The organism is Roseobacter sp. SK209-2-6, from assembly GCF_000169455.1.
GTDB lineage: Bacteria > Pseudomonadota > Alphaproteobacteria > Rhodobacterales > Rhodobacteraceae > Pseudophaeobacter.
The window spans coordinates 47,557-71,184 of record NZ_AAYC01000007.1 but is presented as its reverse complement, the minus strand read 5'-3'; the positions used below and the strand labels follow the sequence as shown (position 1 = coordinate 71,184).

General features: G+C 56.0%; 20 protein-coding genes. 10 read left to right on the top strand and 10 right to left on the bottom strand.

The window, feature by feature from the left end; translation table 11 throughout:
• Nucleotides 1-327: 327 nt before the first annotated feature.
• From cysE to RSK20926_RS11980, 3 genes are all read left to right on the top strand, one after another.
• Nucleotides 328-1,146, top strand: coding sequence for a serine O-acetyltransferase (gene cysE / locus RSK20926_RS11990; protein ID WP_008207020.1), 819 nt, complete (start codon nucleotides 328-330; stop codon nucleotides 1,144-1,146).
• A gap of 299 nt (nucleotides 1,147-1,445) precedes the next feature.
• A complete protein-coding gene (gene cysK, locus RSK20926_RS11985; RefSeq protein WP_037254940.1) occupies nucleotides 1,446-2,510 on the top strand; it encodes a cysteine synthase A in 1,065 nt (354 codons plus the stop codon).
• Between the two features lie 452 nt (nucleotides 2,511-2,962).
• Entirely contained in the window at nucleotides 2,963-3,334 is a 372-nt protein-coding gene (locus RSK20926_RS11980; RefSeq protein WP_008207016.1) for a hypothetical protein, read from the top strand.
• A gap of 197 nt (nucleotides 3,335-3,531) precedes the next feature.
• On the opposite strand, the gene RSK20926_RS11975 is transcribed toward RSK20926_RS11980, so the two are convergent.
• The 5 genes from RSK20926_RS11975 to RSK20926_RS11955 all read right to left on the bottom strand — a co-directional run bounded on the left by RSK20926_RS11975 (nucleotide 3,532) and on the right by RSK20926_RS11955 (nucleotide 9,262).
• Nucleotides 3,532-4,848 carry a pyruvate dehydrogenase complex dihydrolipoamide acetyltransferase gene (locus RSK20926_RS11975; protein ID WP_037254938.1) on the bottom strand — a complete coding sequence of 439 codons (1,317 nt, stop codon included), beginning with the start codon at nucleotides 4,846-4,848 and terminating at the stop codon, nucleotides 3,532-3,534.
• 12 nt (nucleotides 4,849-4,860) lie between these two features.
• Nucleotides 4,861-6,240, bottom strand: coding sequence for a pyruvate dehydrogenase complex E1 component subunit beta (locus RSK20926_RS11970; protein WP_008207012.1), 1,380 nt, complete (start codon nucleotides 6,238-6,240; stop codon nucleotides 4,861-4,863).
• Nucleotides 6,241-6,256: 16 nt separating this feature from the next.
• A complete protein-coding gene (gene pdhA, locus RSK20926_RS11965) occupies nucleotides 6,257-7,246 on the bottom strand; it encodes a pyruvate dehydrogenase (acetyl-transferring) E1 component subunit alpha (RefSeq protein ID WP_008207010.1) in 990 nt (329 codons plus the stop codon).
• A gap of 219 nt (nucleotides 7,247-7,465) precedes the next feature.
• Nucleotides 7,466-7,765: an FtsB family cell division protein gene (locus RSK20926_RS11960; RefSeq protein ID WP_037254936.1), complete on the bottom strand. Its 300-nt coding sequence runs from the start codon at nucleotides 7,763-7,765 to the stop codon at nucleotides 7,466-7,468.
• Nucleotides 7,766-8,068: 303 nt separating this feature from the next.
• Entirely contained in the window at nucleotides 8,069-9,262 is a 1,194-nt protein-coding gene (locus tag RSK20926_RS11955) for a phosphoglycerate kinase (protein WP_008207006.1), read from the bottom strand.
• A 137-nt stretch (nucleotides 9,263-9,399) separates the two neighbouring features.
• Here RSK20926_RS11955 and RSK20926_RS11950 point away from each other — a divergent pair, with 137 nt between their 5' ends.
• Nucleotides 9,400-9,906, top strand: a complete 507-nt coding sequence (locus RSK20926_RS11950) for a peptidylprolyl isomerase (RefSeq protein ID WP_037254934.1) — start codon at nucleotides 9,400-9,402, stop codon at nucleotides 9,904-9,906.
• A complete protein-coding gene (locus tag RSK20926_RS11945) occupies nucleotides 9,899-10,444 on the top strand; it encodes a peptidylprolyl isomerase (protein WP_008207002.1) in 546 nt (181 codons plus the stop codon). Before RSK20926_RS11950 ends, RSK20926_RS11945 begins: the two co-directional genes overlap by 8 nt.
• 51 nt (nucleotides 10,445-10,495) lie before the next feature.
• Here the strand turns inward: RSK20926_RS11945 and RSK20926_RS11940 are convergent, their stop codons facing one another.
• From RSK20926_RS11940 to RSK20926_RS11920, 5 genes are all read right to left on the bottom strand, one after another.
• A complete protein-coding gene (locus tag RSK20926_RS11940) occupies nucleotides 10,496-11,026 on the bottom strand; it encodes a hypothetical protein (RefSeq protein WP_037254932.1) in 531 nt (176 codons plus the stop codon).
• Nucleotides 11,027-11,307: 281 nt separating this feature from the next.
• The gene (locus RSK20926_RS11935) at nucleotides 11,308-11,859 is read right to left on the bottom strand and encodes a bactofilin family protein (RefSeq protein WP_008206999.1); all 552 of its coding nucleotides are present in this window, start codon (nucleotides 11,857-11,859) and stop codon (nucleotides 11,308-11,310) included.
• Nucleotides 11,849-13,180, bottom strand: coding sequence for a M23 family metallopeptidase (locus tag RSK20926_RS11930; protein WP_037255010.1), 1,332 nt, complete (start codon nucleotides 13,178-13,180; stop codon nucleotides 11,849-11,851). Before RSK20926_RS11930 ends, RSK20926_RS11935 begins: the two co-directional genes overlap by 11 nt.
• A gap of 186 nt (nucleotides 13,181-13,366) precedes the next feature.
• Nucleotides 13,367-14,215: a ferritin-like domain-containing protein gene (locus RSK20926_RS11925; protein ID WP_008206997.1), complete on the bottom strand. Its 849-nt coding sequence runs from the start codon at nucleotides 14,213-14,215 to the stop codon at nucleotides 13,367-13,369.
• A gap of 154 nt (nucleotides 14,216-14,369) precedes the next feature.
• Entirely contained in the window at nucleotides 14,370-14,831 is a 462-nt protein-coding gene (locus tag RSK20926_RS11920) for a peroxiredoxin (protein ID WP_008206996.1), read from the bottom strand.
• 136 nt (nucleotides 14,832-14,967) lie between these two features.
• Between RSK20926_RS11920 and RSK20926_RS11915 the strand changes: the two genes are divergently transcribed.
• The 5 genes from RSK20926_RS11915 (at nucleotide 14,968) to lpdA (ending at nucleotide 23,394) form a co-directional block, all read left to right on the top strand.
• Nucleotides 14,968-18,303 carry a YhdP family protein gene (locus RSK20926_RS11915; RefSeq protein ID WP_232281888.1) on the top strand — a complete coding sequence of 1,112 codons (3,336 nt, stop codon included), beginning with the start codon at nucleotides 14,968-14,970 and terminating at the stop codon, nucleotides 18,301-18,303.
• Between the two features lie 60 nt (nucleotides 18,304-18,363).
• A complete protein-coding gene (gene queA, locus RSK20926_RS11910) occupies nucleotides 18,364-19,434 on the top strand; it encodes a tRNA preQ1(34) S-adenosylmethionine ribosyltransferase-isomerase QueA (protein ID WP_008206994.1) in 1,071 nt (356 codons plus the stop codon).
• A gap of 194 nt (nucleotides 19,435-19,628) precedes the next feature.
• On the top strand, nucleotides 19,629-20,900 hold the full coding sequence (locus tag RSK20926_RS11905; protein WP_037254929.1) for an MFS transporter: 1,272 nt from the start codon (nucleotides 19,629-19,631) through the stop codon (nucleotides 20,898-20,900).
• A 142-nt stretch (nucleotides 20,901-21,042) separates the two neighbouring features.
• Complete coding sequence (locus RSK20926_RS11900; protein ID WP_008206990.1) at nucleotides 21,043-21,621, top strand: DUF924 family protein; 579 nt, start codon at nucleotides 21,043-21,045, stop codon at nucleotides 21,619-21,621.
• Between the two features lie 378 nt (nucleotides 21,622-21,999).
• Complete coding sequence (gene lpdA, locus RSK20926_RS11895; RefSeq protein ID WP_008206988.1) at nucleotides 22,000-23,394, top strand: dihydrolipoyl dehydrogenase; 1,395 nt, start codon at nucleotides 22,000-22,002, stop codon at nucleotides 23,392-23,394.
• Nucleotides 23,395-23,628: the final 234 nt, after the last annotated feature.

Sequence of the window (23,628 nt, the reverse complement as noted above, 5' to 3'; positions counted from 1 at the left end):
GATCTATCGCGATCCGGAAACAGTACCGTTCGGCATCACAGTGTCACCAGATCGCGCAGAATAGGTAGCACCTTCGCGGTTGGGGCTGAATTTCCAGCTTATCAGTTCCTTTCGGTCACGCACAACTACTCATCAAACTCAATCACTTCTGACATCTGTTTCAGGTGCCGAATTGCGGGCAATAGGCTGACGCGTAAATCCATCAGGTGAATCCTTCGGCCCGGTGAGCCGCATTCATAAGATTTTGAAATCTTTTCCATCAAGGGTTTGCGCTTGGGTTTTTCTATCCTAAATGCAAGAGTCAGGGCGAGAAGAGGATGAAATGCCATGATCAAGCCAGATGCAGCCGTGACCTCCTTGGATCCCGTTTGGGATCGGATCACGCGAGAAGCGCAGGAAGCGGTCGCGCAGCAACCGCTTATGGGTGGGTTGATTCACGCCTGTATTTTGCACCACAAATCCCTGGATAAGGCGCTCTCCTATCGGATTTCTGCCAAGCTTTCCTCCAATGAAATGTCGATGACCATCCTGCGTGAGATCGTGGATGAGGCCTATCGGGATTGCTCTGAACTGGTGGAATGCGCCCGCTCGGACCTTCGTGCGATCAATGAGCGTGATCCGGCCAGCCATCGCCTGCTGCAGCCGATCTTGTACTTCAAGGGGTTTCAGGCCGTGCAGGCATATCGGGTGAGCCATTATCTCTGGGATCAGGGGCAGAAAGACCTGGCCTATTTCTTCCAGATGCGCACCTCTGAGATCTTTGGGATCGATATTCACCCCGGCGCCCGCATTGGCAAAGGTATCATGATCGATCACGCCCATTCTATCGTGATCGGGGAGACGGCTGTTGTTGGCGACAATGTGTCTATGCTGCACTCCGTGACCCTGGGTGGGACCGGCAAAGAGGAAGAGGATCGTCACCCCAAAATTGGCGATGGTGTGCTGATCGGGGCGGGAGCCAAGGTTCTGGGCAATATCAAGGTCGGCCATTGCAGCCGCATTGCAGCGGGCTCGGTTGTTTTGCAGGAAGTTCCCCCTTGCACCACCGTGGCCGGGGTCCCGGCCAAGATTGTCGGAGAGGCGGGATGCGATCAACCCTCTGTCAATATGGATCAGGTGGTGCCTGCCGGCTCAGAGACGAGCTGATCCTTTTTCTTTCCCGATCAACGTAGAGGGGCGCTGAGAGGTGCCTCTTTTTCTTTGTGGCTGCGATAAGATCTCAAGCAATTCGCAAAAGAAAATTCTCCCAAAGGGTTTTGGATTGCTGGTGATTTGTTCCAAATCTGGCAACCTTGAAGGTAAGCAATCTAGATGCTTGCAGATGGGATGAACCCCCTTCTTTTTGTTTTTTTGCAACTATTTAGCCGCTCTTGAAAGCCTTTTCCTTCGGGCGCATATTCAAACGGAAACGTGAAGAGAAACGACTGTTTGAGATAGGAAAACCGATGATCTATTCAACCAAAGGTCGGGGTCGCCGATTTGACTCAATTCTTGAAACCATTGGCGATACCCCAGTTGTCCGCCTGAAACGGATTGCCCCCAAAGGCGTTGAAATCTATGCGAAGTTCGAAGCTTTCAACCCGGCGGGCTCGGTCAAGGACCGCCTGGCCCTGAACATCATCGAAGCGGCTGAGCGTGAGGGACGTCTGCAGCCCGGTCAAACCGTGGTCGAAGCCACCAGTGGCAACACCGGTATCGGCCTGGCCATGGTCTGCGCGGCCAAAGGTTATCCTCTGGTGATCACTATGCATGACGGTTTTTCGGTGGAACGGCGTCAGCTGATGCGGATGCTGGGTGCGAAAGTGGTGCTGACCCGTAAGGAAGACAAGGCGGTTGGTATGGTCGACAAGGCCCGCGAGCTCGCTGAAGCCAATGGCTGGTTCTTGGCGCATCAGTTCGAAACCAAGGACAATGCCGATATTCACGAAAGCACCACGGCGCAGGAAATACTGGGTGACTTTGACGGCGAGCGTCTGGACCATGTGGTACTGGGCTATGGAACCGGCGGAACCGCAACGGGGCTTGGCCGGGTGCTGAAAGATGCGCGTCCGGATTTGAAGATCACGTTGAGTGAGCCCGAGAATGCGGCCCTGGTCAGCTCCGGCACCACTCAGGCACGCAATGCAGAAGGTGAGCCAGCTGAAAGCCACCCCAGCTTTGCGCCACACCCGGTGCAGGGGTGGACACCAGATTTTATTCCGCTGGTCCTGCAAGAGGCCTTGGATAAAGGCTATTTTGATGGCTTGCAGCCAGTGACCGGACCGGAGAGCATCGCCATGTCGCGCCGCCTGGCAGCCGAAGAAGGTATTTTGGCAGGGATTTCAGGTGGTGCCTCTGTTGCGGCCGCCCTGAAGGTTGCCGAGCAGGCTCCCGAAGGCTCCGTAATCCTGACGATCCTGCCGGATACAGGGGAGCGTTACCTCTCAACTCCCTTGTTTGAGGGGATAAATGCCGAAATGGATGATGAGGAAATGACATTGTCTCAGTCGACGCCCGGTTATCGCTACTAGGGACTTGCTTCAATGGGTTTTCCTTGCAACAGGCAGTGAAGCTGCAGGCAGGGTCAATTGAGGAGGCAATGTTGGGCAAAAATAGGTGATCCCCTATCTGGCTTCGCCCCTGGTCTTTCCCCTGCCGCAGAGCCTCGCGGCGGGGGTAGTTTCTGTCGGGCTGCGAGCCCAATTGTTCCTATCAGGTGGTAGAACACCGTAAAATTGCACCTATTTTCTTGTGCCTCTGACCCGGAGAAGGGCGCTACGGTCCCTCTGATCGCAAGTTTTCGGTAGGAAAATTCGGCTAGTCTTCTTTGGCCGTAACATCGTTCTGCTGTCTATGTGCACACCTGGTTTCGGTTTCGCGTCCCATAGCAGCATCTTGCAAAGCAATAGGGTTCCGTTTGCAAGAATTGGTGATGTGGCAGCGCGTATGAGTAAAAGGTAAGTCCAATTGTTAGGAGGCTTAGATGGCAGGGAACGAAAAGCAGCCCGAACGCATTTATGTTTCAGTGCAGCGCCCGCAGATCGATCCCAAGCAGCTTCAAGATGAACTACAGCGTGTTCTTGATACGATCGGGGCGCGGATCAGCAAGCTTGAGAACTTGGTTAAGACCCAAAAAGACCTGCAATATGTCGTATTGCGGGCCCTCGTGGATCATGGGGTGACCGACAAGGAGCTGACCTGTAGGGTGCTGGAAGAGCTTGCCGAAGCAACGGATGCTGGCAGCTATGAGCATACCATGCTCACGGATATGGCAAGACATATGCATGATCCGAGCAAGCCGAGGCGGCAGAGCCCCTTCTTTCAGCTGATCCCAGAGCGGGACGACCGGAATTAAAACAATCAGAACCGGAGACCTAAAAGCAGGCTAGCCCACTCTTAGGGGGAATACCGACGCTTTGCGCAATTTAACTCTGTTATGCGTGGAAGCGGTGTGTGGTGGGGAGCAGGGTGGGCACTAATAAGCCGAGGCACTAGCGTCAAAAAAGCCCCGGTCGCGCTGAGCGGGGCCTTCTTTGTTCTATCGGGCGCGTCTTAGGCCAGCATGGCAACCGGGTTTTCCAGGTTGTCGACGATGGCTTTCAGCAGATTGGCCCCCACGGCACCATCGATGACGCGGTGATCGACGGACATGGTGACAGACATCACCGTTGCCACTTTCAGTTCACCATCTTCGCCCACGACAGGCTTCTTGGTGCCAGCACCTACTGCCAGGATACCGGCATGGGGTGGGTTCACGATGGCGTCGAAATTGTCGATACCGAACATGCCGAGGTTTGAGATGGCAAAGCTGCCGCCCTGGTATTCATGCGGGGCCAGTTTGCGGTCTCGTGCGCGGGAGGCTAGGTCCTTCATCTGGGCCGAAAGCGCAGAGAGCGACTTCATGTCGGCGTCCTGTAGGACCGGAGTGAAGAGCCCACCTTCGATCGCCACGGCAACAGCCACGTCAGAGGCTTTCATCTGCAGCACCCGGTCGCCGGCCCAGACCGCATTGGCCTCAGGCACCTGCTGCAGCGCATTGGCCACGGCCTTGATGATGAAATCATTGACCGAAAGCTTTACACCGCGCCCTTCCAGCTGCTTGTTCAGCTGGCTGCGGAACTTCAGTAGCGCATCCAGCTGGATGTCGCGGCGCAGGTAGAAATGCGGGATGGTTTGTTTGGCTTCCGACAGGCGCGCGGCAATAGTCTTGCGCATGCCATCCAGGCTGACCTCTTCGAACTCCCGGCCTTCGTACATCTTGGCGACCATATCGGCAGAGGGGCCGGAAGGGGCCGCTACTGCTGGCGCGGAGGCAGGTGTGGCTGCTGCAACTGGTGCAGCGGCGGGCTGCGGCGCAGCGGTTGCGTTTTCCACATCCGCCTTGACGATCCGTCCGCGCGGGCCGGAACCTGTCAGTGCGGCCAGGTCTAGGCCTTTGTCCGCAGCGATACGGCGGGCAAGCGGCGAGGCGAAGATACGGGTGCCATCGGCGCCGGTGGGAGCTGCCGGGGCAGGAGCAGCCGCGGGGTCAGGGGCGGCGGCTTTCTCGGCGGCTACAGGAGCCCCCTCGGCAGCCGCTGCGGCAGGGGCCGCGGGCGCGCTGGCGGCGATGTCATCGGCGCTTTCACCCTCTTCGAGCAGAACCGCGATGGCGGTGTTGACCTTCACCCCTTCGGAGCCCTCAGCGATCAGGATTTTGCCGACGACGCCTTCGTCCACGGCTTCGAATTCCATGGTGGCCTTGTCGGTTTCAATCTCGGCGATCAGATCGCCGGAAGAGATGATATCGCCTTCCTTGACCAGCCATTTGGCCAGGGTGCCTTCCTCCATAGTGGGAGACAGGGCAGGCATGAGAATTTCAGTCGGCATGTCTCTGGCTCCTTACCGGTAGGTCACTTGTTTCACAGCTGCGACCACCTCATCAGTGGTGATCAGCGCGTGGCGTTCCAGGTTGGCAGCATAGGGCATGGGCACGTCCTTGCCGGTGCAGGTCACAACAGGCGCATCCAGATAGTCAAAGGCCTGCTGCATCACCTCAGAGGCGATGTAGCTGCCAACGGAACCTTGGGGCCAGCCCTCCTCGACGGTGACCAACCGGTTGGTTTTCATAACCGATTTGATCACCGTGGGCAGGTCCATCGGACGCAGGGTGCGCAGGTCGATCACTTCGGCATCGATGCCTTCTTCGGCCAGCTTGTCAGCCGCTTCCAGAGCGTATTGCATGCCGATCCCGAAGGAGACGATGGTGACGTCATTGCCCTTGCGCCAGATCCGGGCCTTGCCGAATGGCACGGTGAAATCATCCAGTTTCGGCACATCAAAGCTGCGACCATAGAGGATTTCATTCTCCAGGAAGATCACCGGGTTCTGATCGCGGATCGCTGTTTTCAGCAGGCCTTTGGCGTCAGAGGCCGAATAGGGCATCACAACCTTCAGGCCGGGGATCTGCATATACCAGGCGGCATAGTCCTGACTGTGCTGAGCGGCTACACGTGCCGCAGCGCCATTAGGACCACGGAAGACCATCGGCGCCCCCATCTGACCGCCAGACATATAGAGCGTCTTGGCGGCTGAGTTGATGATGTGGTCGATGGCCTGCATGGCAAAGTTGAAGGTCATGAACTCGACAATCGGGTTCAGCCCTGCAAAGGCGGCTCCGGTCGCGATGCCGGCAAAACCATGCTCTGTGATCGGGGTGTCGATGACACGCTTGGAGCCGAATTCATCCAAGAGCCCTTGCGAGATCTTATAGGCGCCCTGATATTCAGCGACTTCTTCGCCCATGAGGAAAACACGCTCATTTGCGCGCATCTCTTCGGCCATGGCGTCGCGCAGTGCTTCACGCACAGTGGTCTGGACCACTTCGGTGCCTTCGGGCCAATCCGGGCTTTCATCGGTTTCAGGTGCGGCAGGCGCTGCGGCAGCAGCGGGGGTGGGAGTGGGCGCCGCAGGCGCCTCGACCGCAGCCGCACTCTCGCTCGCCGCAGGTGCTGATGCCGCTGTGGCATCATAGCTTTCGCCCTCTTCGACAAGAACCGCGATTGGGGTGTTCACTTTCACCCCTTCGGAGCCTTCGCCGATCAGGATGGCGCCAATCACGCCCTCGTCCACGGCTTCGAATTCCATGGTGGCCTTGTCGGTCTCGATCTCCGCCAGAATATCGCCGGAGTTCACACTATCGCCCTCTTTCACCAGCCATTTGGCCAGGGTGCCTTCCTCCATGGTCGGCGACAGGGCGGGCATCAGAATTTCAGTTGCCATATCTAATTTCTTCCCCTCAGGCGTAAATATCGGTCCAGAGCTCTTCGAGCCCCGGTTCCGGGCTGGTGCGGGCAAAATCCGCGGCCTCGTTCACGACGTCCTTGATTTCCTTATCGATCGCTTTCAGATCGTCCTCGCTGGCGTGCTTTCCGGTGAGCAGCATATCGCGGACCTGTTCGATTGGGTCACGCTCGCTACGCATCTTCTGCACCTCTTCGCGGGTACGGTATTTTGCCGGGTCCGACATGGAGTGGCCACGGTAGCGGTAGGTCTTCACTTCCAGAATGTAGGGCCCTTTGCCTGCGCGGCAGTGTGCCACCGCGCGTTCACTGGCTTCCTTGACGCTGAGGACGTTCATGCCGTCCACAGCCTCACCAGGGATGCCGAATGCCTCGCCGCGGGTGTAGATGTCAGGGGTCGAAGTGGAGCGCGCCTGAGCGGTGCCCATGGCATATTGGTTGTTCTCGATCACAAAGACCACCGGCAGATCCCAGATCGCGGCCATGTTGAAGGTCTCGTAGACCTGGCCCTGGTTTGCAGCGCCATCGCCGAAATAGGTGAAGGTCACGCGCCCATTGTCGAGGTATTTGTCCGCAAAGGCGAGGCCTGCGCCCAGTGGCACCTGAGCACCGACAATGCCGTGGCCGCCGTAGAAATGCTTCTCTTTCGAGAACATATGCATTGAGCCGCCCTTGCCTTTGGAGAGGCCGCCCTCGCGCCCGGTCAACTCGGCCATGACGCCCCCGGCATCCATGCCGCAGGCCAGCATATGGCCGTGGTCCCGATAGGATGTGATCCGCTTGTCGCCTTCTTCGGCGGCGGCCTCCAGGCCAACAACAACCGCTTCCTGTCCGATATAAAGGTGACAGAACCCTCCGATCAGACCCATGCCATAAAGCTGACCGGCCTTTTCTTCGAATCGACGGATCAAAAGCATGTCGCGATAAAACTGAAGCAGCTCATCTGCGGAGACATTTGTTTTCTTGGTACTTTTTCTAGCAGCCATTGATGCGGGCTCCCCCTAGAAGGCTAGATAGTTTAGTATTAAACCACTTCATAAGTGATTTCCTGTCACCTGGCGAGTGATTTTCTCATCCGGTGGCAAATCACCGCAGGGTTGATGCAAAATTCCTGCAACCCACAGTATTCTGTAAGGCATGCTGACACGGCGGCGGGATGGGCGCAACCAGCCCATTCAAACTAGAAGGATTGTGCTGAAGAGGGCTTAGTGGATGACGATTTCGTCGGAGCGAAGCAGGCCAAGGACAGAGCGTGCTTGCTCATCCAGGAGATCCAGGTCGAGGTAGTCATCAGAGAGGCGTTGGGTCAGGTTTTCCATCTGGGAAATCTCCCCCTGCAGTCGAGCGAGATCCAGGCGAAGCTCTTCGGATTCTGCCTGGATCTCGACCCTTTTGAACAACCCGAAATCCCCCTGCACAGCGGCAAAGGTGAAATATGCGCTAAGCGCAAAAGCGACAGCGAAAAAGGTGAAAACACCTAGAGAAGACCTGTTGCTCCGGGTCACGTGGGGTTGCCTGTATGTTACTGCTTTTTTGTATTGTAGCGCCGGTTGTTCCAGCGTCTGACAATGTTATCGCATAAGCGAATCGCTTTGTGAATCCCTTTTTGTCCACAGGTTCAACTTTTTTACCGTTAAGGATTTGTTAAGGAATTACAGAGACTTCATGGTCACAATAAAAAAGCACCGCCTCTGGCAAAAGAGGCGGTGCAATCAAAAGCGAGAGACATTCATCCCGGAGGGGCGATCGGAAACTTCAGCTTATCCATCGCTGTAAGGTCCCGAAAAAAACGCCGCAGATCGCGGGTCTTAGGCCTGTTCGAGTGCTGCAACGCCAGGCAGCGTTTTGCCTTCCATCCATTCCAGGAACGCCCCGCCTGCGGTGGAGATATAGGTGAAATCCCCGGCAGCCCCGGAGGCATTCAGAGCGGCAACCGTATCCCCACCACCTGCAACAGAGGTCAAAAGCCCGGCGCGCGTCAGGGCAGCAGCCTTCAGGGCTGCGGCATTTGTGGCCGCATCAAAAGGTTCCAGTTCAAACGCCCCCAGCGGGCCATTCCAGATCAGGGTTTTGCTCTCTTCAAAGATAGAGATGATCTGTTCCACGCTGGCAGGACCAGCATCGAGGATCATGCCATCTTCGGGGCAATTCTCTGTGGAAAGAACTTCATGCTCTGTATGGGCCTCAAATTTCTTGGCGACGACAATGTCGCTGGGCAGGATGATCTTGCAGCCGGTGCTGTCAGCCTTGGCCAGGATCTCTGCAGCAGTGTCTTTCATGATCCGTTCAGCAAGAGAGACGCCGACATTCTTGCCCTGGGCGACCAGGAAGGTGTTGGCCATTCCGCCACCGATGACCAAGTAATCCACTTTCTCGATCAGATTGCCCAGAAGCTCCAGCTTGGTGGAAACCTTTGCACCGCCAACAACAGCAGTAACCGGGCGCTCTGGTGCGCCCAGGGCAGCTTCCAGGGCTTCCAGCTCTGCCTGCATCAGACGACCGGCACAGGCGGGCAGGAGGCGCGCCAGGGCCTCGGTTGAGCTATGGGCGCGATGGGCTGCAGAGAAAGCATCATTGCAGTAGACATCACCCAGGGCTGCCATACCTGCAGCAAGTTCTGGGTCGTTCTTTGTCTCGGCCGCATGAAAACGGGTGTTTTCCAACAGCAGAACCTCACCAGGCTGCAGTGTTTCTGCCGCTTCCTTAGCACCTGCACCAACGCAGTCTGCTGCAAAGTGTACCTTGGTTTCAAAAGCGCGCTCCAGGGTAGGAACCAGCTGGTTCAGCGAGAGGTTCTCGCGTCGCTCCCCGCCGGGACGGCCGAAATGGGCCAATAGGATCGGGAAACCACCTGCAGCGATAATATCGCGAACAGTTGGCGCGATCCGACGGATCCGGGTGGAGTCTGTGACAACGCCATCGACCAGCGGCACGTTGATATCCACGCGCACCAGCACGCGTTTGCCGTTCAGATCCATATCATCAAGTGTTTTCCAGCCCATCGGAGGCTCCTTCGCTGTCAAATGCCGGTTGTTTGCGCGTTCTTTCAGCGGTTTTTGCGCTTAGGTCAATGCTCCCTTGGCAATTGCAGGCCTTGGCCTTAACTATCGTTGCAAATTTTTACGACAGGAGAGCCAAAATGGCTGAGATTAAAGATCCGGAAAACACCATCATCGTTGAACTAAAAGACGGCAATGTGGTGATTGAACTGTTGCCAGATGTGGCCCCCAAACACGCTGAGCGGATGAAAGAACTCGCCCGCGCTGGTGAGTATGATAACGTTTGTTTTCATCGTGTTATCGATGGTTTCATGGCGCAAACTGGCGATGTTGCCAATGGCGATATGGAAGATGGTTTCAACCTGCGTATGGCGGGAACCGGTGGTTCTTCTCTGCCAAATCTGCCAGCAGAATTCTCCAAACTGCCACATGACCGCGGCACTTTGGGCGCGGCCCGTTCCGCGAACCCGGATTCGGCAAATTCGCAGTTCTTTATCAACTTCGGCGACAATCACTTCCTGAACGGCCAATATACCGTCTACGGTCGCGTGATCGAAGGCATGGAGCATGTAGATGCGATCACCCGTGGTGAGCCGCCTGCGAATCCTGATCGCATGATTTCGGTGAAAGTGGCAGCTGATGTTTAAACTCGCAGCAGCTTTCTCGCTCCTGGCGACCTCAGCCCTTGCCACCGGTCTGGAAATCCAGATCGAAGGCGAGGCCAATGGCACCGTCAAGATCGATCTGTTCGAAGACGTGGCCCCCAAGCACGTTGAGCAGATTGCGGCCCTGGCAGCAGAAGGTAAATACGACGGCGTGGTGTTTCACCGCGTGATCGAAGACTTTATGGCGCAGACCGGTGATGTTCAGTTTGGCCGTATCGGTGGCGATATGAGCCGCGCAGGCATGGGCGGATCCGAGCGAGCTGATTTGCCCGCTGAGTTTTCCAAACTGCCGTTTGATCGTGGTGTTGTTGGTATGGCGCGGTCTCAGAACCCCAATAGTGCCAACTCGCAGTTCTTCATCATGTTCAAACCTGGGCATTTCCTGAACGGCGACTACACGGTTGTTGGTCAGGTTACCGAAGGCATGGATGTTGTTGACGCGATCAAGCGTGGCGCTGGTAACAATGGCTCTGTGCTGGGCAAACCCGATGTGATGAGCAAAGTGGTCGTCACCGAGTAAGACTGGAGGTCGCAGGCCGGTGCACCCAGCCCGCGACCTTACTTTCGGCGACTAAGAGACCTTGAGACCGCGTTGGAGATCCTCCAGCGCGGTTTTTTGCTTTTCACTAAGCGCGCCATTGCCAAATTTTGCGATGCTCGTCGCAATCTTGGCTATGGTCTCCAAATCTTCCGCACCGTTCAACTTATAGAGGCGTTTGGCTAGGCGAGAAACGGCCTGCGCCGGGCCGCCACTCTCATTGGTGATCCAACGGCCCAGGATCACCAACTCTTCGGCAGCTTCGTGAGAGATCCCCTGGGCATCCCGCAACCCCCGAATGAGCGCTTCTTTTTGTTCCGCAGTGGGGTAGTCATCCAGTTCCAGCAAGCAGCTGCCAATTGCAGCAATCGCAATCGCTGCATCGTCGATAGTATCCACAGGGTGCAAATTGTGACGACGGCGAAAACCAAAACGACGGGCGGCGAGGCGCACATCATTGGCAACATCCAAAAGTTCATGGGTCATCTCGGCAGCGTTGCGGGCGCGCATGGCCCAGAAATAGGCGGCTGCGATCAAGCCGAGGGCTCCTAAAAGAAATGGCATTAAAAAGTCTCCGTGAAACTGAATCCTTTATTAACTACACGCTTTGATTGAATGCGTCATCCGCCTTACATTCGAAATAGGAGGCGAAATTTGAAAAACTCTTTTGTGTCTCTGGCAACAATCCCAGGCGAAAGGAGAGCCGGAAGGAAAATACACAGCAAGTGGGTCAAAACAGAGCAGCTGGGCCAAAATAGAAAAGCCGCGGACCTCCGCGGCTTTCCAAATTGTTGATCAGGTTTGGCCGGAAAAACCGTTCAACCCGAAACGTCGATCTCTAGGCGTTAAGCCTCGGCTTTGGCCGCAGCGGTTGCGGCCTTAACGGCTGCAGAGGGCGCTGGCGCCGGAGCAGGAGCGGCAGCAGGAGCAGCCTTCTTGCCACCGGGAGTCAGAGGATCATCCTGGCGCTGCACAGAGCCTTCGAAATGGGCGCCGCTCTCGATTGCGATGGTCTTGTGGATGATGTCACCCTCGACCCGCGCGGTGGAGGTCAGGCGCACTTTCAAGCCACGTACACGGCCTACAACACGTCCGTTGACCACAACGTCGTCGGCGGTGATTTCGCCCTTGATGGTGGCGCTTTCGCCAACTGTCAAAAGATGCGCGCGGATGTCGCCCTCAACAGTGCCTTCGACCTGAATGTCGCCGGTTGTCCTCAGGTTCCCGGTGATATGCAGATCCGAGCTCAGAAGCGAAGCCGCTGGCTTTGCTTTTGGGGTCGAGGAGGGCTTGAAATCGCTTGTCGGAGCGACAGGGGCAGAAGGCGCAGGTGCCGCAGAAGAGGGAGCTTCGCTCTGCTTGGGCCCTGGTTCGTTGATTTTGCTCTTAGAAAACATTTCTTGCAGCCTTGATGTAGATCATAGGGTTTATTGGTTTCCCATTGACCCGAACCTCATAGTGGAGGTGGGTCCCGGTGGACCGTCCGGTGTTACCCATATCAGCAATATGATCCCCGCGCGAGACCCTTTGACCGACCTTTACGCGCAGATTGGAGTTATGAGCGTATTTTGTCTCAATGCCAAAGGCATGCTGAATGGTGACAAGTTTTCCATAGCCGGATTGCCAACCCGCATGGGTGACAACGCCATCGGCTGTGGCATAGATATCTGTTCCGGTTTTCCCTGCAAAATCAGACCCTTTGTGCAGGCGGCGACCGCCCGTCTTTGGGTCACGGCGATAGCCAAAGCCAGAGGTCTGTCGCACCAGGCCCAGATTGACCGGAGATGAAAATGGCGCCTGCTGTGCGGCCATTCGATAGAGGTTCAGCTGATCCAATTGTCCGAGAATGCTATTGGCACGCAGCTCATCCGCAGTGGGTTCTTCACCGCGGGTGGACAGGGCTAAAGGGCTGAGCGGACCGCCCTGACCGCTATAACCGCGCCGCACCTGCTCCAGGATCCGGTCGGGTGGCATTCCGGCGCTGCGGAACATCTTGTCCAAAGGGCTGACCGATACGGCAACGGCTTCTTCCAGCTGGCGGAAAATCTGATCATTGCGCTCATTCAACAGCTCAAGCTCGAGCTCTAGCTCGCGACGCTGGTCAAGTGCGGCCTGCGCGTCGGCTTCAATCTGATCGCGCTCCTCAGCCGTCTCAGCCAGGGCGTTTGTCATGAACTCCATTTGAATAGGAGCGGTTGCGGCGCGCAGGCGCGCGCTACTTTCTTCCTGGGTGTCGGCCTGCAGGGCTTCCAGTGCTTTTCGATTTTCATCGCGCTGGGTCATGGTTTTGCGCAGGGTTGTTTGCACAACTTCGATTCCGGTTTCCAACTCTTGGCGCCGCGTTTCCGAGGTCAAAAGCTCTGACTGCATGGATGAAATCTGCGCAAGAGCAGCGTTGAACCGGCCCTGAGCCGCCAGCGCTTCCTCGGCACGGGCGTCACGTTCCTGCGACAGCGCGTTCAGGCGCTCGCGATAGGTTATCTGGTCCCGCTTGGCCTGTTCGCGGAAATTGCCCCCACCGATACTGTCCATCAGAACAATCGCAGTTGCGACAATGGACCAGGCGACAAAAACAACAGCACCGCTAAAGGCGATCAACTGTGTTTCAGGCCTGAGCCGAACAAAGCGCGTATCGGTGTCAGATTTCAGGAAGACCCGACGCTCCGGAAACTTCCGTTCAAGAAATGAGTGAATTCTTATTGCCAGACGTGTGCGCACCATCTGATCCTTGTTCCGTCCCTGTCAGTAGGATGGCGACCATCCCCTGCCAGCACCCTGAGGGAGATCTTTAGACACCACAGCTGTTTAGGGCAAGGCTGATGACCAGAAGCGAGCAGGAGCAGAGGGATTCGCCGCGTGATAGGCGGAAATTCGCCTCTGTTTGTATTGTGAAGGGGCTGCGATCTAGTCTCCAACACCCGGAATGGGGCGGTTTGCTTCGGCAAGCGGCCAATAGAAATCAGGTGGGAGGCCCGCATCCGCGCGCTTTTCTTCGTTAAAGGGGGGCTTTAATGCACCCTTGAAATATTTACGCACCAGTTGGTGGAAGACATCCTTGGGGTCCAGGTTGTCGCGACCGCAGAGAAAGTAGAACCACTTTGATCCATAAGCGACATGGCCAACTTCTTCGGAATAGATCAGCTCAAGGGCCTCTACCGCCTGGGTGTTTTTGGCCTTTTTGAAGATCTCGATCATGCCGGGTGTCACATCGAGACCGCGCGCTTCCAACACCATGGGAACAACGGCCAGCCGCCCCATCAGATCATCCGCAGTGTCTTCAGCAGCGCGCCACATGCCTGCGTGTGCGGGCAGGGCCCCATAATGGCTATCCAGTGCTTCGAGACAGTCGCACATCAGGTTGAAATGCTTGGATTCTTCATCCGCTGCCTTGACCCAATCGTCAAAGAACCCAACCGGCAGCGGGACATGGGAGAAGCGTGCGATAATGTCCCAATGCAGATCCACCGCATTCAGCTCAATATGCGCAACCGCATGAAGCAAGGCGATGCGCCCAGCATCGGATCCGGGTTTGCGTTTTGGAACATCCCTAGGGTTCAGGAGTTCGGGCTTTTCTGGTCTTGCCGGATGCAGTGGGGGTGAAGCGGTCCCGATTTCGATTGCGCAGGGTTCCTGCTGACGGGCCTCAAACCAGGCAGTGGCGTGACGGCGCGAAAGCGCGGTCTTTTCACGCCCATCTGCGGTGTTCAGGACTTCGGCTGCCATTTCGGCGAGGCTCAGGGTGGGAGTGGTCATGGCAGTTGTCCAAGCGTTTCGCAGTCTTGGGCCAATTCCGTGTTTGTTAGACGGAGATGGCGCTCGATCTGTTGAGAATAAACTAGGCTGGAAAGCCCCAAGGTAGGGGGCTATCCAATAAATGGAGCGATGTGAAGGTTTTCAGAAGCGCGTTTCAGAGAGACTTTGCTGCCTCAAGCACCTCTTCTACATGCCCGTCCACTTTCACCTTGCGCCAGATTCTTGCGATATTTCCCTCGGCATCAATCAAGAAGGTCGAGCGCTCAATGCCCCAGTGTTTTTTGCCGTACATATTCTTTTCTTTCCAGACGTCATAGGCCTCGCAGGTATTGCTCTCTGCATCAGAAAGGAGGGGGGTCGTTAGGTCATGTTTGGCGATGAATTTCTCATGTTTGGGAATGGGGTCCTTGGAGATCCCGAACACCAGCGTGGTCGCATCGGCAAAGGCTTGCAGATGCTGCGAAAAGCCGATGGATTCTTTGGTGCAGCCCGGAGTATCATCGCGGGGATAAAAGAACAGGACTACCGCCTTGCCTTTGAGATCGTCCAATGAGACTTCGGACCCTCCGTCCCGCGGCAAGGTGAAGCGAGGGGCTGGATTAGAAACTTCGAGCATTTTTGGTCTCCGGAAGAGTTTGGCAAATTTTGCCTGCTACTGTTAGGCCATCATGGGCAAAGGATAAACACAGATCGAACCGGATGGGCATAAAGCCGATCATGGCGAAACCGGGCAGGAAGCCGGGCAAGAGGCTGTGATTGGATCTTCCTTTGGGAAGGGGCGTCTGCTTTGGCTATTGCTCAGGGCGGTGGTCTGGTCTGTTTCAGTTACCGCGTTTTTGCTAGCGGCGGCGATCTATTTGGGGATTGGGACCCGTTTAGAGGCGCCGGAATGGCTGCGGCTGCAAGTCGAAAACCGCATCGAGCAAGAACTCAACGGGTTAGAGATCGAATTTGGCGAGATCGAGGTTGTCGTAAACCGCGGCTGGAGACCCCGCGTTGGTTTGCGAGACGTGTCCCTGATGCATCCAGATGGCACAACACTTGCCCATTTGGCGGATGCCGAGATCTCCCTGGCGATGCGCCCATTGTTGCGCGCTCAGGTGCAACCAAAATCCGTCACACTAAGTGGCCTATATGCCAACCTTGTGCGCGAAAGCGAAGGTATCGCGCTGAGCTTTGCCGAAGGAGGCTCGCCCCTACGGCAGGCCGCCAATCTGCCGCAACTCATTGAAGAATGGGATCAACAGTTTGAGCTGCCGGTCCTGGCCGCTTTGGTCGAGGTGACCACAGAAAACCTGACGCTGCGCTATGAGGATCGTCGCCTTGGCCGGGTCTGGACCATGGATGGCGGGCACATCAAATTACGGCGGAAGGGGAACCTCCTATCTGCCTCAGCGGGGTTTTCACTGCTGAGCGGGCGCCAGGATGTCGGCAATGTTGAGGCCAGCTATAGCTCTGACATCGGTCAGGCCTCAGCCGAGTTTGGCTTCCTCTTTAGTGATATTGCCAGCGAAGACATTGCGGTACAAGCGCCCGCTTTGGGCTGGTTGGGCGTTTTGCGTGCGCCGATTTCCGGGTCCTTACGTGGTGCAATCGATGAGACGGGTTCGCTTTTGCCTCTTTCTGCCAGTTTGCAGATTGGTGAAGGAGCCATTCAGCCCGCTTCCGAGGCACCGCCGGTTCCGATCCAGGGGGCAAGTAGCTATTTCACTTATTTCCCCAAAGCACAGTCGCTGCAGTTTGATGCGCTCAGCCTGCAGAGCGGTTGGGGTTCTGGCACCATCGAAGGTCGCGCGGATCTCGCAGGGATCGAAGATGGGCAACTCACCGATCTGGTCGGGCAGTTGCGTTTCACGGATCTCTCCTTGAATCCTGGTAACCTCTACGAGGCACCGCAGATTTTTCCAGGGGTAACGGCAGATTTCCGGCTGCGGCCGACCCCGTTCCGTTTTCAGCTAGGAGAGATGCTGATCCAGCATGAAGAGAGCAATATCCTTCTGAGCGGTGAGATCACCACGGGCCCTGAGGGGTGGAAATATGCTCTGGACGCGCAGGCGGACCGGGTTGACCTCGCACAGGTCAATGCGCTGTGGCCGCAGGGCGCCTCTGAAAAACCACGCAATTGGGTGCGTGAAAACGTCTTTGCGGCGAGAGCTGAAAATGTGAATTTTGCGCTACGCGGATCAGGCAACGCTCGCCCTTTTATCTCTCTGGATGCGGATTTTGCAGGAGCGGATGTCCGTTTCCAAAAGCACCTCCCGAACTTGCGCGGTGGGGCAGGGCAATTCAGCATCTATGGAAATCGCCTGGTCATTTCTGCCACCGATGGCGTGGTAACCGCGGATGAGGGGGGATCTGTCGCCGTCGCTGGGACATCTTTTATCATTCCGGATATGAGCGCTAAGGACGGTACTCCGGGCATTGTCCGGGTGGTTGCGCAGGGGACTGTCACCTCGGCTTTGTCTTTGCTGGACCGGCCCCCATTGAAAATCATGGAGAAGGCGAAACTGCCTGTGGATCTTGCGGGTGGGAAGCTTCAACTACGCGGGACACTGGCCTTGCCGCTGCGCGCTGGGATAGATCCATCAGAAATCATCTACCACTATCAAGGGGAAGTCCTGCGTGTTCGCAGCGATGTTCTGGTCCCCGGCCATGTGGTTCAGGCAGATCATTTGGACCTGGTTGGAAATGAGAGTTTTGTCGAACTCGCAGGGAAAGGGCAACTGTCAGGCATCCCGATCACCGCGACTTGGCGTCAACAGGTTGGCAAGGGTGCCAATCCGGAGAGCGCAGTTCATGGGATCGTTGAGCTTTCTGAAGACACTGTGGAGGCGCTGCGCCTTGGGCTTCCAAGAAGAAGTGTAGGTGGCTCAGGCAGCGCTGAATACAGGGTCTCGCTACATCCTGAAAAACCTCCCAGGCTGAGCCTGCAATCCAATCTAGAAGGGCTCATTTTACGGGTCTCTCCGATCAGCTGGTATAAATCGGCCGCCAGCAACGGAGAGCTGAAGCTCGAAGCCACTTTGGCCACTCCGGTTTTGGTTGATCAATTCTCTGTTGTGGCTCCCGGTCTGACCGTCAGGGGGCAGATCTCCACCCGCGAAAATGGCCGGTTGGGGCAGGCACGGTTCAGCCATGTTTCGGTTGGAAACTGGCTGCGCGCTCCCGTGACGCTGATAGGTCGTGGTGGAGCCGATCCAGAGGTGCGCGTTTCTGGCGGTGTTTTGGATCTGCGGCACGCGCCCTTTGACAGTGAAAGTGGGAGTAGCAGTTCCAGAGGCGGGTCCGGATCCGCCCCGATCATTCTGGCGCTTGATCGCTTGCAGGTCACCGACAGCATTGCCCTGACCCAATTTAGGGGACGGTTTTCAACGCTCAAAGGGTTTAACGGGAAATACAGTGGCAGTTTGAACGGGATCACCCCCTTGAACGGGGTAGTCGTGCCCAAGCCAGGGGGGGCCGCCACGCGCATTCAGTCTGAGGATGCTGGTGGTGTGTTCCGTGCCGCCGGGATCTTACGTCATGGGCGCGGCGGCAGTTTCGACATGACACTTTTGCCCTCGGCCAAAGCCGGGGAATATGACGGACAGATCAAAATCCGCAACACGCGCATTAAAGATGCGCCTTCCATGGCCGCATTGTTGAATGCCATTAGCGTAGTCGGGCTGCTCACTGAACTTGGCGGGCAGGGTATTTTCTTTAGCCAGGTGGAGGCAAAGTTCAAACTGGGCTCCACTCATTTGATTGTGCATGAGAGTAGCGCCGTTGGGCCTGCGATCGGGTTGTCGATGGATGGCAACTATGATTTGCGCAATGGCGCGCTGGATATGCGCGGTGTCGTTTCACCGATTTACCTGGTCAATGCGATTGGTCGGGTGATGACACGCAAAGGAGAAGGCTTGTTTGGCTTTTCCTATAGGCTGCGCGGGACGGCTGACAATCCAAAGGTCGGGGTGAATCCCCTGTCTGGCCTGGCTCCTGGTGTGTTCAGAGAGCTATTTCGAGGCCGCGCCCCTCGAGTTCCGGGAGAGGCACCACCGGAACCGCGATCCAAACCAGTTGCGCCCCAGGTTGGTGGGGAACGATAGGGGCACCCGAGAGTAGGAAAAGTCATAGCCAAACCCCACCAAAAGTCCTAAGGGACCCGCATGAAACTGAGTGATTTTGACTTTGACCTGCCCGAGACCTTGATCGCTACGCGGCCCGCATCGCCGCGCAGCTCGGCTAGGATGCTTGTCGCGACGCCGCAAGAAATCCATGATCAAACAGTGACTGATCTGATCGATTGGCTAAAGCCAGGCGACCGGTTGGTTTTGAATGACACGAAGGTCATTCCCGCGCGGCTGTCCGGCCTGCGCCACCGTGAAAGTGCCCAGGGAAAAACTGCCGCGCGCATTGAAGTGACACTGCTGGAGCCACGCTCGGATGGGAGCTGGGCGGGGCTGTTGAAACCTCTGAAAAAGATCAAGCTTGGTGAGAGGATCGTATTTTCTGATGCGCTCTCGGCTGAATTGGTGGGCGTAGAGGACGGGCAGGGGCTTTTGTCTTTCAACCTGCAGGGTGAAGATTTTGACGCCGCACTTGCGCAGGCAGGGGCGATGCCATTGCCGCCCTACATCGCCGCCAAGCGTGCGGCGGATGCACAGGACAAAACAGACTACCAGACCGTTTGGGCCAAAAACTCAGGCGCTGTTGCCGCGCCAACAGCCTCTTTGCATTTTGACACCGCGCTTTTGGAAGCTCTGCAGGAAAAGGGTGTCAAGTTCACTCATGTGACCCTGCATGTGGGGGCAGGGACCTTTTTGCCGGTCAAGGTTGACGATGTGACCACCCATAAGATGCACGCGGAATGGGGGAAAGTCTCTGAGCAGGCCGCTTCTGAGATTGCTGAAACCAAGGCTGCGGGCGGACGGGTCATTCCGGTTGGAACGACTGCGCTGCGATTGATAGAAAGCGCTGCTCGGGATGGGCGTGTTGAACCCTGGGAGGGGGAGACGGATATCTTTATCTATCCGGGGTTTTCCTTTCAGGCCACTGACGCCCTGATGACCAATTTCCATCTGCCCAAATCGACGCTTCTTATGTTGATTTCAGCATTGATGGGCCAAGAGCGCGTGCGCGAGATTTATGCCCATGCGGTAGAGGGCGAATATCGTTTCTTCTCTTACGGGGATGCGTCGCTTTTATTGCCCGATGGGACGAATACGCCGCAGAAGTGACGCGAATAACTCTAGACAAGCGCCTGCACGACCCGTTCTGATAAAGAACGAAGAGTTGAGTCACGAAAACGAAACAAATCAAGCCGATACCCCTTGTTTAAGCGTGGGGCGCCCCGGCGCATAATTCTATTGGGGCATTTGCTGTCTGGATCTGGTCCGGGTGGCATATGCGTGCTGGCAAAGGAGCCACTGAGATGCTGCAGGTCTTGTCAAGCGCATGGGCGCTGCTCTTGGGGATGGGGATGCTGATGATCGGCAACGGTCTTCAAGGCACCATTCTGGGCGTGCGTGGTTCGCTGGAAGGTTTCTCTACCTTTGAGATGTCCCTGGTGATGTCGGCCTATTTTGTAGGTTTCCTTGGGGGCTCACGTTTGGCGCCGGAAATGATCCGTCGGGTTGGCCATGTGCGCGTCTTTGCGGCTCTGGCCTCGCTGATCTCGGCGGTGATGATCCTGTATCCGGCAATTGCAAACCCGATTGCCTGGGCTCTAGGACGGATCTTGATCGGCTTCTGCTTTTCGGGCGTTTATGTGACCGCGGAGAGCTGGCTGAACAATGCGGCTGACAATGCCAATCGCGGCAAGGCTCTGTCTCTCTATATGATCGTTCAGACCTTCGGGATCGTCGCGGCACAGGCATTGATGCTGGTGGGCGATCCTTCGGGCTATGAGACCTTTGTAATCGCCTCCATCGTGGTTTCGGTGTCCTTCGCGCCGATCCTTTTGTCGATTTCGCCAACACCTGCTTTTGACACCACCAAACCGATGACGCTGCGCCAGTTGATGCATGCTTCCCCATTGGGCTGTGTTGGCATGTTCTTGCTGGGCGGAGTGTTCTCGGCGCAATTCGGAATGAGCGCGGTTTACGCCGCTTCTGCCGGGCTGACCCTTGGCCAGATCTCGATCTTTATCGCAACCTTCTATATCGGAGCCATTGTTCTGCAATATCCCTTGGGTTGGGCCTCTGACTGGATGGATCGGCGGGTTTTGGTTCTGGTGGTTTCTGCGCTTGGTGGCGCGGCTGCGCTGATTGGTATGAGGCTAGGAGGGGAGTTCACTTTCCTTCTTGCCGCAGCCTTTCTGATTGGCGGGATGTCGAACCCGCTCTACTCGCTGCTGATTGCCCATACCAATGACTATCTGGATCACGATGATATGGCAGCGGCCTCTGGCGGCTTGGTCTTCATCAATGGTTTGGGCGCAATTGCTGGTCCTCTGATAACCGGCTGGATGATGGATGATGCCGTCTTTGGCCCCTCAGGCTTCTTCCTCTTCATGGCCGTCCTGCTGTTGATGCTTGCGGTCTATGCTCTCTATCGGACGACCCAACGGGCTGCGATCCCGGTCGAAGATACGGGAATCATGGCGCCGATGGCGCCAACAGGTTCGCCGGTTGTGGTAGAATTTGCCCAGGAATATGCCATTGAAACAGATATGGAAGAGCAAGAAGCCGCCGGTGACGCCTAGTGATTGCGCTAACCCCATGTCCTTGTGAGGAATATTTCAGCAAATGACCCCATATGTTGCAATTTGTGACCCGGGGTCACTTGTCAAATCTGTCTAAATTCGTCTGAAGTGGTTCTTAGTGAGACACTTGGAGATTGGACCGATGCAGGGCCCTGAGGCGATCCTCGAATTCTGGCTTGATAAAGTCGGCGAAAACGGCTGGTACAATAGTAATGAAACGCTGGATCAAGAGATCCGCGATCGGTTTTTAAGCACTTGGGAGGGCGCGCACGAAGGTAAGTTTTCCATGTGGTTGACCTATCCATCTGGAACATTGGCTTACATTATCCTGACAGATCAGTTCCCCCGGAATATGTTCCGTGGCGCTGGAGAGGCCTTTGGCAGTGATCGGGCGGCATTGGCAGCGGCCAAGGTTGCAATCAACAAGAAATGGGATCTCAAAATCGACGAGCCGGCGCGCCAGTTCTTTTATCTGCCGTTGATGCACTCTGAAAATCTATGTGATCAAGAGCGTTGCATCCGCTTGATGCTTGAGAGGATGCCAAAGACAGGCGCAAGCAATTTGCTTCATGCGCGTGCGCATCGAGAGGTGATCCGCAAATTTGGGCGTTTCCCTTACCGGAACGAGGCATTGCACCGGGCCAGCACACGTCCTGAATTGGACTATGTAATGGCAGGTGGCTACGGTGAAACCGTACGTACCCTAGAAGCTGCCAGCTGACCGACTACCCTTGGCGACTGAGCAGTAGATCTGGCCTCGATCAATAGGGCAAAAGTCACCCTCAAAGCGCTCCTGTAACTGGGGCGCTTTTTCGTTTCTTTTGGTTTAATTTGCACCAGGGATACGCAGAGGTCAGCGCCCTGCCTGTTCGGATGGGGGCGCTACCGGAGGGGGGCATTCGTTCCACTCCACCTGGGTCTGTTCATTTTGAAAGGGCAAGCTATGTTGGGCTTGTCTGAGTTTCCTAGTTGTATTTGAATTGGTCGATTGAGACAAATCACCGCTGTCCCTCATAGGGTGATATGAGGAATTGCAGTTTGAAAGAAACTAGTTTAACGGTAAACTAGTTTTACGGATCCTGTTTTGTGAGGGAACATAATGGCTGCGCAATCTTATGATGTGATCGTAATTGGAGCAGGCCCCGGAGGCTATGTCGCAGCCATCCGCGCGGCCCAGCTGGGACTGAAAACCGCAATTGTTGAACGAGAGCATCTGGGCGGCATCTGCTTGAACTGGGGCTGTATTCCAACAAAGGCCTTGCTGCGCTCATCCGAGGTTTTCCATCTGATGGAGCGCGCGGCAGAGTTTGGTCTGAAAGCAGAAAAGATCGGTTACGATCTGGATGCGGTTGTGAAGCGCTCTCGTGGGGTCGCAAAACAGCTTTCATCGGGCATTGGCCATTTGATGAAGAAAAACAAGATCACCGTGGTGATGGGGGAAGCGTCAATCCCCGCCAAGGGGAAGGTCGCTGTCAAGACCGACAAGGGTGTAGAAGACCTCACCGCAAAGAACATTGTTCTAGCGACAGGTGCCCGTGCCCGCGAGTTGCCCGGACTTGAGGCGGATGGGGATCTGGTCTGGACCTATAAACACGCGCTTCAGCCGGTGCGGATGCCAAAGAAGCTCCTGGTGATTGGTTCCGGCGCAATCGGGATTGAATTTGCCAGCTTTTATAACACGCTTGGCGCCGATACGACCGTTGTTGAAGTTATGGATCGGGTGCTGCCGGTTGAAGATGCCGAAATTTCGGCCTTTGCCAAAAAGGCCTTTGTGAAACAGGGCATGAAGATCATGGAGAAAGCCATGGTCAAGCAGCTCGATCGGGGTAAGGGTAAAGTGACCGCCCATATTGAGGTTGGCGGCAAGATCGAAAAACAGGAATTTGACACGGTGATTTCCGCGGTGGGTATCGTCGGCAATGTCGAAGGCCTGGGGCTTGAAGCCTTGGGTGTCAAAGTGGATCGCACCCATGTGGTCACCGATGCCTTCTGTCGTACCGGTATAGAGGGGCTCTATGCGATTGGCGATATCGCAGGTGCGCCCTGGTTGGCGCATAAGGCAAGCCACGAAGGTGTCATGGTGGCAGAGCTGATCGCGGGGAAACACGCGCATCCCGTAAAACCAGAAAGCATCGCGGGTTGTACCTACTGTCATCCGCAAGTGGCAAGTGTAGGCTATACCGAAGCCAAGGCCAAAGAGCTGGGCTATGACATCAAAGTCGGCCGTTTCCCGTTTATTGGCAATGGTAAGGCCATCGCCTTGGGTGAGGCTGAAGGCATGATCAAGACGGTTTTTGATGCCAAAACCGGCGAGCTGCTGGGCGCCCATATGGTCGGGGCAGAAGTGACAGAGATGATCCAGGGCTATGTCGTTGGCCGTCAGCTGGAAACAACAGAAGAAGATCTGATGAACACGGTCTTCCCGCATCCGACCCTCAGCGAAATGATGCATGAGAGCGTGCTGGATGCCTTTGACCGTGTGATCCACATGTAGATGGCATCTGCTCTATTTTTTACTGTGAAGTGGAAGGCGCGCTCCCCTTATGAGGGTGCGCCTTTCTTGCGGGGCTTTTGAAACCCTTTTAACTTCAATGGATTGCGGTGTTTTTAGCGCGAGTCAAAGGCCAAGGTGAGTGCAAGATCATTGAAATCTGGCACAAATTGTAGCGATATTCCCGCCGCCGGGCCAACGAATGTGGCGGCGTTTTCTGGGATTGAGGCAAGTCTG